General features: G+C 69.8%; 12 protein-coding genes. 7 read left to right on the forward strand and 5 right to left on the reverse strand.

Going from position 1 to position 15,310, the window contains the following annotated elements:
* Positions 1-81: 81 nt before the first annotated feature.
* Positions 82-3,960, reverse strand: coding sequence for an HtaA domain-containing protein (locus tag ACLF6J_RS09065; protein WP_134352827.1), 3,879 nt, complete (start codon positions 3,958-3,960; stop codon positions 82-84).
* A 207-nt stretch (positions 3,961-4,167) separates the two neighbouring features.
* On the opposite strand from ACLF6J_RS09065, the gene ACLF6J_RS09070 reads away from it, so the two are divergent.
* The 3 genes from ACLF6J_RS09070 to ACLF6J_RS09080 are packed head-to-tail and all read left to right on the forward strand — an operon-like array spanning position 4,168 to position 7,114.
* Positions 4,168-5,274: a heme/hemin ABC transporter substrate-binding protein gene (locus ACLF6J_RS09070; RefSeq protein WP_134352826.1), complete on the forward strand. Its 1,107-nt coding sequence runs from the start codon at positions 4,168-4,170 to the stop codon at positions 5,272-5,274.
* Positions 5,271-6,344 carry a FecCD family ABC transporter permease gene (locus ACLF6J_RS09075; RefSeq protein WP_134352825.1) on the forward strand — a complete coding sequence of 358 codons (1,074 nt, stop codon included), beginning with the start codon at positions 5,271-5,273 and terminating at the stop codon, positions 6,342-6,344. Before ACLF6J_RS09070 ends, ACLF6J_RS09075 begins: the two co-directional genes overlap by 4 nt.
* Positions 6,335-7,114: a heme ABC transporter ATP-binding protein gene (locus ACLF6J_RS09080; protein WP_421076856.1), complete on the forward strand. Its 780-nt coding sequence runs from the start codon at positions 6,335-6,337 to the stop codon at positions 7,112-7,114. The genes ACLF6J_RS09075 and ACLF6J_RS09080 overlap by 10 nt, the downstream gene beginning before the upstream one ends.
* An 11-nt stretch (positions 7,115-7,125) precedes the next feature.
* Here the strand turns inward: ACLF6J_RS09080 and ACLF6J_RS09085 are convergent, their stop codons facing one another.
* Positions 7,126-7,494, reverse strand: a complete 369-nt coding sequence (locus ACLF6J_RS09085; RefSeq protein ID WP_131492073.1) for a sterol carrier family protein — start codon at positions 7,492-7,494, stop codon at positions 7,126-7,128.
* 49 nt (positions 7,495-7,543) lie between these two features.
* Here ACLF6J_RS09085 and ACLF6J_RS09090 point away from each other — a divergent pair, with 49 nt between their 5' ends.
* Both ACLF6J_RS09090 and purD read left to right on the forward strand, forming a co-directional pair.
* On the forward strand, positions 7,544-8,218 hold the full coding sequence (locus tag ACLF6J_RS09090; RefSeq protein WP_131492072.1) for an NUDIX hydrolase: 675 nt from the start codon (positions 7,544-7,546) through the stop codon (positions 8,216-8,218).
* A 228-nt stretch (positions 8,219-8,446) separates the two neighbouring features.
* A complete protein-coding gene (gene purD, locus ACLF6J_RS09095; RefSeq protein WP_047522209.1) occupies positions 8,447-9,724 on the forward strand; it encodes a phosphoribosylamine--glycine ligase in 1,278 nt (425 codons plus the stop codon).
* Between the two features lie 39 nt (positions 9,725-9,763).
* On the opposite strand, the gene ACLF6J_RS09100 is transcribed toward purD, so the two are convergent.
* The 3 genes from ACLF6J_RS09100 to ACLF6J_RS09110 all read right to left on the reverse strand — a co-directional run bounded on the left by ACLF6J_RS09100 (position 9,764) and on the right by ACLF6J_RS09110 (position 12,610).
* Positions 9,764-10,318, reverse strand: a complete 555-nt coding sequence (locus tag ACLF6J_RS09100) for a GNAT family N-acetyltransferase (protein ID WP_134352823.1) — start codon at positions 10,316-10,318, stop codon at positions 9,764-9,766.
* Between the two features lie 121 nt (positions 10,319-10,439).
* The gene (locus ACLF6J_RS09105) at positions 10,440-11,987 is read right to left on the reverse strand and encodes a DHA2 family efflux MFS transporter permease subunit (RefSeq protein WP_279586694.1); all 1,548 of its coding nucleotides are present in this window, start codon (positions 11,985-11,987) and stop codon (positions 10,440-10,442) included.
* Positions 11,984-12,610: a PadR family transcriptional regulator gene (locus tag ACLF6J_RS09110; protein ID WP_134352822.1), complete on the reverse strand. Its 627-nt coding sequence runs from the start codon at positions 12,608-12,610 to the stop codon at positions 11,984-11,986. Before ACLF6J_RS09110 ends, ACLF6J_RS09105 begins: the two co-directional genes overlap by 4 nt.
* A 182-nt stretch (positions 12,611-12,792) precedes the next feature.
* Here ACLF6J_RS09110 and ACLF6J_RS09115 point away from each other — a divergent pair, with 182 nt between their 5' ends.
* Both ACLF6J_RS09115 and ACLF6J_RS09120 read left to right on the forward strand, forming a co-directional pair.
* A complete protein-coding gene (locus ACLF6J_RS09115) occupies positions 12,793-13,671 on the forward strand; it encodes a phosphoribosylaminoimidazolesuccinocarboxamide synthase (RefSeq protein ID WP_134352821.1) in 879 nt (292 codons plus the stop codon).
* Between the two features lie 250 nt (positions 13,672-13,921).
* Complete coding sequence (locus ACLF6J_RS09120) at positions 13,922-15,250, forward strand: uracil-xanthine permease family protein (protein WP_047522199.1); 1,329 nt, start codon at positions 13,922-13,924, stop codon at positions 15,248-15,250.
* Positions 15,251-15,310: the final 60 nt, after the last annotated feature.

The following is a 15,310-nucleotide window of genomic DNA, read 5'->3' on the forward strand; positions in this document are numbered from 1 at the left end:
GACATCCGTAAGCGACAGGAGACGGAGGGCGGCCCTCCCCGCGTGCGCCGCGGGGAGGGCCGTCCTGTCTTCGGGAGGGGATCAGACCTCGGTCGTCGTCTCGGCGGTCTCGTCCTTACGGTTGCGGCGGGCGATCAGCACACCGCCGGTCGCGGCGAGCACCACGACGACCAGGCCGCCGACGATCCACGGCCACACGGGTGCGCCTTCGGAGGTCGCGGGCTCGGTCACCGTCGTGACGGACGCCGCGGCCTCGGAGTCGACCTCCTCCTCCGGCGTGACACCGCAGTCGGCGTTCACCGGGATGACCGCGGTCACCGGATCCAGCGCCTCGCCCGCGGCGTAGGTGCCGAACGCGGCAGCCCCCGCCTCGGTGAGCGTCGTCGGGATCGCATCGAGGGTCAGCACACCGTTGACGGTCGTCGCGTCACCGCGGGCGAACTCCGCGAGGCGGACGCCCTGCTGGTCGATGCTCTCGCCGCCCTGCGTGGTGCCGGTCACGTCGAAGACGAGGTAACCCTTGTCCCCGGCGAGCTCGATGCCGGCATTCGCGAGGGTCGTGTTCAGTGCGCCGTCGTGTCCCGTGAACGTGATGCTCCCTCCGAAGGAGACGAGACCGGTCAGTGCCTCGTCGTCGAACGATCCGGTGCCGTTCTGCCACACGAAGTCCGGGTACTGGTAGGCCACGTCGGTCAGCGTCCAGCCACCCTTCGCGATGCCCTCGATGTACGTGCGGAACGATTCCTTGTAGCCCCACTTGAGCGTGGCGCCCTCCACCGTGCAGGATCCGAGCACGGTCGTGGCGCGGGTCAGCGTGAACGTCAGACCGCGGTCGACCGATCCCTGGAGGGTCAGGGTGTGGGCACCGTCTTCCAGGCCCGCGGGCACCGAACCCGACCAGGTCGCGACACCCGCGGAGTCGGCGGTCACGGTGTCGAGCAGCACGGGGCTCGAGTAGACGACGACCTTGATGCCCTCTTCGTTCGGCTGGAAGCCGGAGGCCGAGATGGTCGCCGGCTGCCCGGATTCGAGGGCGGCGAGGTTCTCCGCGTCGACGTCGATGCCGTCCGATGCCGGTGGGGCGGCGGGCAGGGTCGTCTTGGCCTTCACGGCAGCCGCAGCCACGGTGCCCGTCGTCCCGGACGGAGCAGCGGCCACCGAGCCGATCGTGAACGTGACCGGGTTGAGCGTGGTCGAGTACCCGGCCAGGACCCTGTCCCGTCCGGCGGCCGTCAGTGCGGCGGGGGCCGCGGTGTACGTCACGGCGCCGTCGACCGTGGTGCGTGCGGCACGGGAGAGGTCGAGAGTCGCGAACGGCACCTGCGCACCGCCGCTCGTCACGGAGAGAGTCGCCGCCCCCGCCGAAGTGATGCGGATCTGCGGGTTCGAGACCGTGACGTCGAGCACACCGTGGTGACCGGTGAACCGCACCGATCCGCGGTAGACGACGCCCCCCAGACCGGTCCCACGGTCGTAGTCGCCGCCGACCGACTGTCCGAACTGGAACTGACCACCCGATCGGGTCGCCCCGTCGGAGACCGTGATCGATCCCTGCGCGATGTCACCCGTGACGTAGTTCACGAACGACGACGAGATGGCCCAGCGGAGCGACCCACCGGGGACGCTCGCCGGCGGGGTCGTCGGCTTCGTGGGCTTCGTGGGCTTCGGGGGGACGACCGTCGCGAACAGGGCATCCCACTGCGCGGGGGTGATCTCCACCGTCGAACGCGCGTAGATCGTGTCGGCCGTGGGCATGGAGTGCTGCTTCCACACGATCACCTCGTACGACTTCGTGCGATCGAGGTTCTTCGCTGCCGTCGTGAGGTCGACCGCGAACGCCCCGTACGTGATCTCCCTCACGTACGTCATCGCGAGGAATCCTCCGGAGGCCGTGACATCCGCCTCCGTGCCGGTCTCGATCAGAGCGGCGTACGCGCCGGGGATGTCGCCGAGGTTCGTGGCCGCGGCCCTGACCGTCAGCCCGTCCTTCGCGGTCGCCGAGGTCACCGAGGTCTCGAGAGTCGCCGCGTCGCCGTAGTTCAGTGCCACGCTGCGTTCCTGCGCGGCATTGGTGACCCCACCCGCGCCGTAGGTGAAGACGCCGTAGGAGCCGGGGGTGGCGGCGGCATCCTTCAGCGTCAGCGTCGCCTCGAAAGTGCCGTCGTCGGCGATGTCGACCCACTGCGCACGGATCGCACCCTGGTACTGCGACGGGACCTGGTTCAGTACGCCCTCGGCGAGCGCCCACACCTGCGCCGCGACCGAGCGGTTCGCGGAGGAAGCCCCCTCCGACGGCTTCCAGTCCGCGGCGAAGTTGCCGAAGACCACGTAGGTGCCCTGCGGAAGATCCTTCGGGATCGGCACGCCACGGCCGCCGACGTTGGCCGCCGGGTCGTAGCCCGAGCCCTTCACGACGATCTTGTCGCCGGCCGCGAGGGCGGCACTCCCGGCCGGCGTGGTGCCGTCGGCAAGGAAGACCTCGAGCGACGGGGTGAACGTCGGGGCGGTGAGCGCATCCCACTCGGCGTCGCTGATCGTGACCGCGTCGCGGGCGTGCAGGGTGTCGGCGTTCGGCATCGTGTGCTGCTTCCAGACGATCACCTCGTAGGACTTCGTGCGGTCGAGCGTGGAGGCAGCGGCTGTGAGGTCTGCGGTGAACACGCCGCCGGAGATGCCGCGCACGTACTGCATCGCGAGGAATCCGCCGCCGGTGGTGACCTCCGCCTCGGTTCCCGCCTCGATCAGCGCGACGTAGGCACCCGTGATGGCGCCCAGCTTCGACGCCTTCGCCTCGATCGTGAGCCCATCCTTCGCGCTCGCGTTCTTCACCGTGGCGGTGAGAGTGGCGGTCTCGGTGTAGTTCAGTGCGACGCTGCGCTCCTGATCGACGTTGACCACGCCTCCGGCCGCGTAGGTGTAGACGCCGTATGAGCCCGGAGTCGAGGAAGCGTCCTTCAGCGTCAGGGTCGCCTGGAACGTGCCGTCGTCCGCGATGTCGACCCACTGCGCGCGGATCGCACCCTGATACGGGGACGGCACCTGGTTCAGCACGTCCTCGGAGAGCGCCCAGACCTGCGCCCCCACGGAGCGTGTCGACGACGCGGCACCGGTGGACGGCTGCCATGTCGAGGCGAAGTTGCCGAACACGACGTAGGTGCCCTGCGGAAGGTCCTTGGGGATCGGCACGCCGCGCCCGCCGACGTTGGCCGCCGGGTCGTAGCCCGAGCCCTTCACGACGATCTTGTCGCCGGCCTCGAGGGCGGCATTCCCCGCCGGGGTGGTGCCGTCGGCAAGGAACACCTCGATCGTCGCGTCGGTCGGCGGGGTCGTGCCCGGGTCCGTACCGGGGTCGGTCCCCGGGTCCGTGCCCGGATCGGTACCAGGGTCAGCCCCCGGATCGGTACCGGGATCCGTCCCCGGATCCGTACCAGGGTCAGTCCCCGGATCGGTACCGGGATCAGTCCCCGGATCCGTACCAGGGTCAGTCCCCGGATCGGTACCGGGATCCGTCCCCGGATCCGTGCCCGGGTCGGTGGGCACGGGGCCGAACACGGCATCCCACTGCCCCGCGGAGATCGCGACGTCACCGCGTCCGTAGATCGTCGTCGCGTCCGGGTTCGAGTGCTTCTGCCACACGAGCACCTCGTAGGACTTCGTCCGGTCGAGCGAGCCTGCCGGTGCCTCGAGCGTGAACGTGCTCGCCCCTCCGGCGACGACGGGCATCACGAACGCGGCGTATCCGCCCCCACCGCTGAGCCCACCTTCCGTGCCGGTGACGATCAGGGCCGCGTAGGCGCCCGCGACATCGGGCAGCCCGTCGGCCTGCACCTGCACGCGCACCCCCGACGTGTCGGCGGAAGAGACCGACGCCGTGACCGTGGCGCCGGCGGCGTGCGCGGGCGGGACGATCACCGCACCGGCCGCGACGAGAAGGAAGGAGACGAAAGCGGCGAGCAGCACGCGTAGGCGAGTGCTCCCTGAGGATGCGGTGGCTATGGCGTTCACGATTCTCCACGGCTCCGGGCACGCAGAAGATCACGTGTGCCGACGGTGCCGCAATGCGGTCGGGCGACGGATGGTTTTTGGTTAGGCTTAGCTAAGTAAGCACTGATCCTGAGCGTAGAGGTGCCGATCGAGGCTCGTCAAGTTTTAGGATAGCCTTGCCTAATGCGCCGCGTCATCGCCGTCTTCTTCGTCGCCGCCCTCGCCGCCGGGCTCACCGCGTGCGCCGAGCCGGGAGCCACCGCCGCACCCCCTCTCGCCGTGGAGGACACGTGCCCGCAGGCATCCACGCCCCTCGCGTCCCTCGGCCTGATCGACGACGTGCGCGGACAGGAAGGCCCCTCCACCGCGTGCCTCTCCAGCCACGCGATCGACGCCGTCGACGATGGCACCGCGCCGGACCTGCCGGTGACGGTGACCGACAGCGAAGGCCGGGAGGTCGAGATCACCGACGTCGACCGCATCCTGCCGATCGACATCTCGGGCACGATCGCGTCGACCGTGTTCGCTCTCGGTCTCGGCGATCAGGTCGTCGGGCGCGACGCGTCGACCGACTTCGCGGGCACGGAAGACCTCCCGGTCGTCACGAAGACCGGCCACACGCTCAATGCCGAGGCGATCCTCGAACTGTCCCCGACCGTCATCCTCACCGACACGACGATCGGCCCGAAGGAGGTGCGCCAGCAGTTGCGCGACGCGGGCATCGCGGTCGTGGTCATCTCCAGCGACCGGCGGCTCGACACCACCGATGAGCTGGTCACCGAGATCGCGGCAGCCCTCGGGGTCCCGAGCCGGGGGGAGGCGCTCATCGCGCGGCTCGATGCCGCGGTCGATGAGACGCTGGCCGAGATCTCCGAGGTGGTGCCCGCCGACGAAGCGGATCGCGCCCGCATGCTCTTCCTCTACGTCCGCGGCAGCGCGAACGTGTACTACATCTTCGGCGAGGACTCCGGGGCCGACTCGCTGATCGACGCGGTCGGCGGAGTCGACGTCGCCGCCGAGATCGGATGGGAGGGCATGAAGCCCATGACCGCCGAAGCCCTCGTCGCCGCGCAGCCCGACGTGCTGGTGATGATGACCGACGGGCTCGAATCCGTCGGTGGCATCGACGGGCTGATCGAGCGGATCCCCGCCGTGGCTCAGACACCCGCCGGAGCACACCGTCGCGTGATCGACATGGCCGACAGCGAGATCCTCAGCTTCGGTCCGCGCACCGCCGACGTGATCGGCGCCCTGGCCCGCGCCCTGTACGCCCCCGAGCCCGCGAAGTGACCGGCGAGGTCGTCACCCCGACTCCGACCAGGCATCGGGGCCTGCGCTTCACCCTGGTGACGGTCGGCCTGGTCGTCGCGCTCGCGATCACGTGCATCGTGTCGATCACGAGCGGGCAGTACGACCTGTCCCCCACCTCGCTGGTCGGGGTGCTGCTGCGCGGCGTCGGGATCGACTCGGCGTGGGCTCCGGCGGCATCCACCGACTACGGCGTGATCTTCACCCTGCGGATGCCGCGCATCGTGCTCGGTCTGCTGGTCGGCGCCGCCCTCGCCGTCTCGGGTGTGCTCATGCAGGCGATCTTCGGCAACCCGCTCGCGGACGCCGGGGTGGTCGGGGTCTCCTCGGGCGCGGCTCTCGGTGCAGCCGCGAGCATCACCTTCGGGCTGGCGACGTTCGGGATGTGGACGACGCCCGCCTTCGCGTTCCTCGGGGGCCTGGTCGCGGTGTTCTCGGTGTACTTCATCAGCCGCTCCGGCGGACGCACCGAGGTCGTGACCCTCCTGCTCACCGGTATCGCGATCAATGCGATCGCCGGCGCGGGCATGGCGTTCTTCACGTTCCTCGGCACGACGTCGACCCGCGAGCAGATCGTGTTCTGGCAGCTCGGCTCGCTGAACGGCGCGCTGTGGTCGAACATCCAGCTCGTGGCACCGCTCGTCCTGATCGGCGTGGTCGTCGCCCTGATCGTGGCGCCCGGCCTGGACCTCTTCGCCCTCGGCGAGCGCACCGCACGACACCTCGGCGTGAACGTCGAGCTGCTGCGGGTGGTGGTCATCGTGACCGTCGCGCTGCTGGTGTGCGCGGCGGTCGCGTTCGCCGGGATCATCGGCTTCGCCGGGCTCGTGGTGCCGCACCTGATGCGCATGATGATCGGCCCCGCCCACCTCCCGCTCGTGGTCGCCTCGGCACTCGGCGGCGCGCTGCTCATCGCGGTCGCCGACCTGGTCGCCCGCACCGCGGTGCCGCTCGCGGATCTCCCCATCGGCATGATCACCTCGCTCGTGGGCGGGCCGTTCTTCCTGTGGCTGCTCGTGCGCACGCGCCGTCGCTCGGGAGGATGGGCGTGACCGTGCGGCTCCGCGGGGCGGGGCTCACGGTGCGCGTCGGCGAAGGGCGGACGATCCTCGACGATGCGTCCATCGACGTCCACAGCGGGGAGATCCACGCCCTCGTCGGACCGAACGGTGCGGGCAAGTCCACGCTGTTCGGAGTCCTCGCCGGAGACGTCACCGCGCAGGCGGGCACGGTGGAGCTCGATGGCCGGCCCCTCGACCGGGTCGCACCGCGCATGCTCGCCCGGCAGCGTGCCGTGCTCCTGCAGGAGAACACCGTCACGTTCCCCTTCAGCGCAGAGCAGGTCGTGCGGATGGGCCGGACCCCCTGGGCGCGCACGCCCGCGGCCGAGGAAGACGACGATCTGGTGTCCTCCGCGATGGCGCAGACCGAGGTGACGACACTCCGTGCGCGCGCGGTGCCGTCGCTGTCGGGAGGTGAGCGCGCCCGGGTCGCCCTCGCCCGCGTGATCGCCCAGAGCACCGGCATCCTGTTGCTCGACGAGCCGACCGCGGCGCTCGACCTGAAGCACCACGAAGACGTCATGCGGCTGATCCGGACGCGTGCGGACGCCGGGATCGCGGTGGCCATCGTGCTGCACGATCTCAATGCCGCGCTCGCGCACGCCGACCGCGTGACGCTCCTCGCCGACGGGCGGGTCGCCGCGACCGGCACGGCGTCCGAGGTGCTGAGCGCCGAGCGGATCGAGCAGGTCTACGGCCAGGCCGTCGATGTGTTCCCCCACCCCACGACCGGGGTTCCGCTGGTCGTCGCGCGGCGCTGATCCGGGCGCGGCTAGGGCCGCAACGGGAGGACGTCGCTCAGATCGGCGCGGGTCCCGGAGGCGTGGATGCGCCCGGCGGCCGCGGCTTCCGCCCATCGCTCGGTCCCGGTCGACACGGCGATCCAGGTCGCGGCATCCATCTCGACGACGTTGGGCGGCGTGCCCCGGGTGTGACGGGGTCCTTGGATGACCTGCACCGCACCGAACGGGGGCACCCGAACCTCGACGCTGTTACCCGGCGCCTTCTCGTCCAGCAGCTGCAGCAGGTAGCGCACGGCGGTGGCGAGGTCGGAGCGCTGCGGCTTCGCCCCCGAGGCATCGGCGGCACGGACGGCATCGAGCGCGACGCGTCCGTCCGTGATGTCGATCTTCCTGGCCATCTCTCCAGACTACGTCCGACGTCGCGCGACGAGTCCTAAGCTCGAACGCATGAGCATGCATCCCCAGGGCGCCCGCGCCGAGCTGCTCGCGGCTGTCGCCGATCATTCCTGGGGCGTGCGCATCCCGCAGCTCGCCGATCCGCAGAGCGCTCACGACGCGGCCGTGCTCATCCTGTTCGGCGTGCTCGACCGCATCCCCGCCCCCACGGCCGGACCCGCCGTCGCCCGCGATCTCGACGTACTGCTGCAACGCCGCGCACCCACCCTCTCCTCCCACCCCGGTCAGGTCTCGTTTCCGGGCGGCCGTGTCGAGCCGGATGACGCCGATGCCGTGGCCACAGCCCTGCGCGAAGCCGAGGAGGAGACCGGGCTCGATCCGGACGGAGTGGAGATCCTGGCCACGCTCCCCGTGATTCCGCTCGCCGCCAGCAACCACCTGGTGACCCCGGTGCTGGCCTGGTGGCAGTCGCCGTCGCGGGTCGTGGCCGTCGACCACGCCGAGACCGTCGAGGTGTTCCGCGTCCCTGTCGCCCAGCTCCTCGACCCGGCCACCCGGTTCACCTCGACCCTCACACGGATGGGCCACACCTTCCGCGGCCCCGCCTTCGACGTCGACGGCACGATCGTGTGGGGCTTCACCGCGATGGTGCTCGATGCCCTGTTCGACGCCGCCGGCTGGACCGTGCCCTGGGATGCCTCCGTGGAACGGACCGTCGACCTCTGACCCCGGTCGCCCTCGGAGCCCGGTCGACCTCGGAGCCCGGTCGTTCTCGGAGCCCGGTCGTCCTCGGTCACAACTCAGGAAGGATGCGGCGAAAGCGGCGGACACGCCGCGGATGCTCGCCGGCCGGAGAGATTCCTCCTGAGTTGTGAACACCGACCACCCGAACACCGAACACCCGAACACCCGAACACCTGAAACCCGGACCGTGAGCCTCGGTAGTCTGGACGGGTGAAGATTCTCGTCCTCGGTTCCGGTGCCCGTGAGCACGCGATCATCCTCGCCCTGCGGGCAGAGCAGACGGAGCACGAGATCTTCGTCGCTCCGGGCAATGCCGGCATCGCGCAGGATGCGACCCCCGTCACGGTCGATCCCCTCGACGGTGCCGCGGTGACGGCCTTCGCGCATGAGCACGCCATCGACCTGGTCGTCGTCGGCCCCGAGGCCCCGCTGGTCGCCGGTGTCGCGGATGCGCTGCGGGTGCGTGGCATCCCGGTGTTCGGCCCGGGCAAGGCCGCCGCTCAGCTGGAGGGCTCGAAGTCCTTCGCCAAGCGGGTCATGGACGCGGCGGGCGTGCCGACCGGTCGTGCAGTCCGTGCATCCACCACAGCCGAGGTCGAGTCCGCGTTCGACGAGCTCGGCGCACCGTACGTGGTCAAGGCCGATGGCCTCGCCGCGGGCAAGGGTGTCATCGTGACGTCCGAGCGTGCCGACGCCCTCGCGCACGCCGAGCAGTACCTTCCTGCCGGGCCCGTCCTCATCGAGGAGTTCCTCTCCGGCCCCGAGGTCTCGCTGTTCTTCCTCAGCGACGGCGACACGGTGCGCGCGCTCAGCCCCGCTCAGGACTTCAAGCGCGCACTCGACGGTGACGCCGGACCCAACACCGGTGGCATGGGCGCGTATTCGCCGCTGCCGTGGCTCGCCGAGCAGTTCGGCAGCGAGCGGGCTTTCGTCGAAGAGGTCACCCGTGACGTGGCTCTCCCCGTGGTGCGGCAGCTCGACGCCGAGGGCACCCCGTTCATCGGGCTGCTCTATGCGGGGCTGATCCTCACCCCGGCCGGTGTGCGCGTGATCGAGTTCAACGCCCGCTTCGGCGACCCCGAGACGCAGATCGTGCTGCCCCGACTGGTGACCCCGTTGTCGGACCTGCTGTTCGCCGCTGCCTCCGGCACGCTCGAGGATCAGCCCGAGCCCGAGTTCAGCGACGACGTGGCGATCACCGTCGTGCTCGCCAGCGAAGGCTACCCCGAGGCGCCGCAGACCGGTCGCCCGATCGAGGGCCTCGCGGACGCTGCATCGGTCGAGGGCGTGCGACTCGTGCACGCGGCGACCGCGAGCCCCGATGCACCGGGAGGATCGCTCATCGCGACGGGCGGCCGCGTGCTGAACGTCGTGGCCGTCGCCTCCGACTTCCGCACGGCGCGTGACCGCGCGTACGAGGCGATCTCCCGCATCTCCCTCGAGGGCTCGCACCACCGCACGGACATCGCCGCCCGCGTCGCGGAGTAGTCCTGCTCCGCCTCCGGACCGCAGACGCTCGCGGTGAGGCTAGCTCGCGGTGAGGCTGGTCCCCGAGATGTCGATCCAGTACCGCCGTACGCGGGGCTGCCCGGGCTCGGGGGCGTCGATCACGTCTTCGAGCTCGCCACCTGCACCCTCGATCGTCCGGATCGACCCCACGTTGTCGTCATCGCAGGTGAGCATGACCCGCTCGTAGCCCTCGGCCTTCGCCAGGCGCAGCATCAGGCGGAGCGCCTCGCGCACGATCCCCTCCCGGCGTCGGGAGGGGATCACCGAGTATCCGATGTGGCCGCCGAAGCGACGAAGCCACTCGTTGAGCTCCCGACGGAACGCGATGAACCCGACGACCTCGTCACCCTCGGTGATCCAGAAGTAGTCGCACGGAACCCGCCCCTCCGGCAACGCGGCACCGGGGGTAGCGAACAGCGCCGCCATCTCGACGAAGGCCTCGCACGCGGCACGGTCGGGCACCAGCCCCTTCTCGACACCGGCACCATCGACGTGTCCGCCCTCGAACTCGGCCACCGCGGAGGCCCAGGACTCGAACAGGTCGGTGGTCGGTCGGGAGAGCGCGATCGTCATCGCCTCAGCACACCAGACGGTGGTCGCCGGTGCAACTCGCTCCCGGCTTTCGAATCCCGCAAACGGCCCGATCCGAGCCACGGATGCGACGATTCACGCGATTCGAAAGCCGCGGCCGGACTCAGGGAGCCGTGGTCTTGTCGTAGCGGCCGAGGAACAGCGAGGCGATGAGGGCGATCCCCATGACGCACGCCGGCAGCAGGATCGACTGCGCCATACCGGCGGCGAACCCGTCGGCCACCTGCGGCGGAAGCGTCCCGCCCGTCGAGATGCCGGAGGGCGCATCGGCGAGACCCGGGAGGTTCGCCTCCAGGCGCGACTGCATGAACGCCGCGATGGATGCCGAGCCGATGACCGATCCGATCGTCCTGGTCGTGTTGTAGATGCCCGCACCCGCACCGGCCTGGCGCGGAGGGAGCTTGCGCGTCGCCGTGGTGGCGAGCGGGCCCCACATGCCCGCATTGCCGATGCCCATCAGGGCGGACGGCAGCAGGAACATCCAGATCGGGGTGTCCATGTTGATCAGGGCCGAGTACCAGACCAACGCTCCGGCCACGCAGAGCAGCCCCGGGATGAGGATGATGCGCGGATCGACCCGGTCGAGCAGCTTGCCCGCGGCCGGAGCGAGCACACCCGAGAGCACGGCCATCGGGATCAGGAGCAGCGCCGCTTCGGTGGGCGTGAGCCCGCGCGCCGTCTGCAGGAAGAACATCATCGGCAGCGACATGCTCGTCACCGTGAAGCCGACCGCGGCGATCGCCACGTTCGCCCCCGAGAAGTTGCGGTCGCGGAATAGCTCGAGCGGGACCAGCGGCTCACTCCGGGTCTTGGCCTGCTGCAAAATGAAGAGACCGAGGACCACCAGCCCGGCGATGATCAAGCTCCACACCGAGATGGGGCCCCAGATGACGCCCCAGTCGTACTTCTCGCCCTCCTGGAGTCCGAACACGAGGAGGAAGAGGGCCACGGCGCTCAGCACCACGCCCACGATGTCGAAGCGGTGCGGGTGCGTCGCGAGCTTCGGGACCAGGCGCCAGGCGAGCACGAACGCGACGATGCCGACCGGGATGTTCACGAAGAAGATCCACTCCCAGCCGAAGCCGTCGACCAGCAGGCCTCCGACGAGCGGGCCGACCAGGGTGGCGACACCGGCGGTCGCGCCCCACAGTCCCATCGCGGCGCCGCGGCGCTCCGGCGGGAACGTGCGGGTGATCACGGCCATCGTCTGCGGGGTCATGAACGCCGCCCCGAGACCCTGCACCGCGCGGGCGACGATGAGCCCCTCGAGTGTGGTGGAGAGTCCGCACCAGAGCGAGGCGAGCGTGAAGATCGCGAGACCGATCAGGTAGATGTTCTTCGGGCCGAAGCGGTCGCCGAGGCGTCCGGTGATCAGCAGCGGCACGGCGTAGGCGAGCAGGTAGGCGCTCGTGACCCACACCACGTTGTCGAGGTTGTTCGTGTTCGGGTCGAGGGCCGCCTTGATGGCCGGGTTCGCGACCGACACGATCGTGGTGTCGACCAGGATCATGAAGAAGCCGATGACGAGCGCCCAGAGCGCGGGCCAGGGACTCGTGGGCTTGTGCCCGAGGGAGTAGGTGCCGGTCGACGAACCGGAGGACGAGGGCGCGGACACCGGTGGGCGGTCTCCGGCACGAGGAGTATCGGTCATTGCTGTGCAGCCTTTCGCTGAGCGCGGTAGCGGTCTGAGTTCTGGAATGCCGTGGGACCCCACGGCAGGGCGTCGGCCTCGAGGCGCTCGAGGAGGGAGTCGAGCCAGCGGAGCTCCGCCGCCAGCAGCGCTTCCTGGCGCTCGATCTCGACGAGGACCTGTTCGGGAACCGCGTGCTGCCTGGCCTTCGCCAGGCCGTCGCGATGTCGGATGTGGTCGTCGACCAGGGCGACCCGGTGCGCGCCCAGAAGCTCGATGACCTCCGGACGCTCGAGGTTGTGCGCCTCGGCGAGCGCGATCCGGAACTCGGCGGGGCGGTCGATGCGGGGCAGCTCGCGCTGCACCCACGTGACGACCGCTTCGCGTCCGGCATCCGTCAGGGAGTATGTCGTGCGCTCCGGACGGTTGCCCTCGCGGTCGATGCCGAGTTCATCGATCAACCCTGCACGATGCAGCCGGGAGACCGTGTGGTACAGGGTCCCGTTCGTGATCGTGAGGAGCCGGTCGTCGTGGCGGGCCCGCATGAGACGCACCATCTCGTAGGGGTGCATGTCACCCTCGCGCAGCAGCGCGAGCACCATCACCCCCATCGGGGTGAGGCGATCGACGGCATCCTTCTTCATGGGTCCCCTCAAATAGTCCATGTGGACTATACGCCCATTTCGACCGCGCCGAGACCCCGTCCTCCCGCCGAGACCCCGTCCTGTCGCCGACACCCCGTCGCAGCTACGGCGGTACGGCGGGGTCTCGGCGTCGAACGGGGGTCTCGGTGGGACCCGCCCGAGGGAACCGGGATAATGAGCGGGTGAGCATTCCTTCAGAAGGCACGGCACAGAGCATCCCCGGTTGGCGGCACATCTACTCGGGCAAGGTCCGCGACCTGTACGCCTCGGAAGACCCGGCGGACACCCGCATCCTCGTGGTCGCCTCCGACCGTGTGAGCGCCTTCGACTTCGTGCTCTCTCCCGGCATCACCGACAAGGGCGCCCTCCTGACCCGTCTGAGCCGCTGGTGGTTCGCCCAGCTCTCCGACTTCCCCAACCACATCGCCGCGGGTGAGCTGCCCGAGGCCGTCGCCGATCGCGCCATGCTCGCACAGTCGCTCGAGATGCTGCCGATCGAGTGCGTCGTGCGCGGCTACATCACGGGGTCGGGCTGGGCCGAGTACCAGGAGAGCGGCACCGTGTGCGGCATCCCGCTGCCCGCGGGCCTGCAGAACGGCGACCGGCTGCCGGAGCCCCTGTTCACCCCCGCCTACAAGGCGCCGATGGGCGAGCACGACGAGAACATCACGTTCGACCGAGCCGTCGAGCTGGTCGGCGCCGACCGTGCGGCCGAACTGCGCGACACCTCCCTCGCGATCTACACGGCTGCGGCCGCCATCGCCGAGGAGAAGGGCCTGATCCTCGCCGACACCAAGTTCGAGTTCGGGACGGATGCCGACGGCACTCTGCGCCTGGCCGACGAGGTGCTCACGAGCGATTCGTCGCGGTACTGGGACGCCGAGGCCTGGCGCACCGGCAGCACCCCGAGCGCACGGATGGCGAGCTTCGACAAGCAGATCGTGCGCGACTGGCTGGCGGCGAACTGGGACCAGCAGGGCGAGCCGCCGCTGCTTCCGGACGATGTGGTCGCACGCACCGCCGACCGCTACCGCGAGCTGATCGAGCGTCTCGGAGCCTGACCCGTCCCGCTGTGTGCTGCTCGCACGCCCGCGTGTGCTGCTCCGACGCCCGCGTGTGCTGCTCGGATGCATGACGATCCGACGGATGCATGACGATCGGCCGCGAGCCGCTCCTGCATCCGTCGTGCACACCTGCATCTGAACCTGCACGGCGACCGACGGAGAGGGGCGTCCGCACTCAGGGAACCCTCAGGAATCGATAGTGTTGCTCCAGCACTCCTGCCATCCCCCGAACCTCTGAGGAGCCCGCATGGCCCTGTGGAAGCTGCACGGAAACGGCCGCACGGTCGAACCCGACGCCGTCGTCCGTCCCGATGAGCGCCTGAACTGGCCGGCGACGATCGCGATCGGACTCCAGCACGTCGTCGCGATGTTCGGCGCCACGTTCCTGGTGCCGATCATCACCGGCTTCCCGGTCGCCACCACCCTGCTGTTCAGCGGTGTCGGCACGATCCTGTTCCTGCTGATCACCCGCAACAAGCTGCCCAGCTACCTCGGCTCTTCCTTCGCCTTCATCGCGCCGGTCACTGCCGCGACCGCCTCCGCGAACATGGGCACCGCCCTGGCCGGCATCGTGGCGGTCGGCGTGCTCCTGGCGATCATCGGCGTCGTGGTGCACACGGTCGGTGTGAAGTGGGTCGACCGCTTCTTGCCGCCGGTCCTCGCGGGGACCATCGTCGCCCTCATCGGGTTCAACCTCGCCGGCGCAGCGCACAACAACTACGCCGCAGCGCCCGTGACCGCGACCTTCACCCTCGCGATCACGATCCTCTTCGCCGTCGTCTTCCGTGGTTTCCTCGGACGCATCTCGATCTTCCTCGGCGTGATCGCGGGCTACATCTTCGCAGGTTTCCGCGGGGAACTGGACTTCACAGCCGTCGAGAAGGCGGACTGGATCGGGCTGCCCACCTTCACCTTCCCGAACTTCACCGAGCCCGGCACGCTGACGGCGTTGGCGATGTTCCTCCCCGTCGTCCTGGTGCTGATCGCGGAGAACGTCGGCCACGTGCGCGGCGTCGCGACCATGACCGGTGATGCGAGCGTGAACCAGCAGACCGGCAAGGCCCTGATCGCCGATGGTGTCTCGACCACCCTGGCCGGCTTCTTCGGCGGATCCGGAACCACGACCTACGGGGAGAACATCGGCGTGATGGCCTCCACCCGCGTCTACTCCACCGCCGCGTACTGGGTGGCCGGAGCCGCCGCGATCCTGCTCAGCCTCTCGCCCAAGTTCGGTGAGGTCATCAACTCCGTGCCCGCCGGAGTGCTCGGTGGCGTGACCACCGCACTGTACGGCCTCATCGGTGTCATCGGCATCAAGATCTGGGTCGACAACCGCGTCGACTTCTCCCGACCCGTCAACCAGTACACGGCCGCCGTCGCCCTGATCATGGCCGTCGGCGGGTTCATGATCAAGGACGAGGCCTCCGGGTTCGAACTCGGCGGAATCGTCATCGCCACGGTCGCGGCGATCCTGATCTACCACCTGGGCAACCTGATCGCCCGCCTGCGCAAGACCGGTGCCGACGACCCCCGTCCGCTCGCAGCCGTCGGCCCGCTCGGCGGCGACCCCGAGTAACCGGCTCCCCCGCCGGCTCTCCCGCCGGCTCTCCCGCCGGTTCGTCCGCCGGTTCCCCCG

The organism is Microbacterium sp. IO18, assembly GCF_049099505.1.
Classification (GTDB): Bacteria; Actinomycetota; Actinomycetes; order Actinomycetales; family Microbacteriaceae; genus Microbacterium; species Microbacterium aurugineum.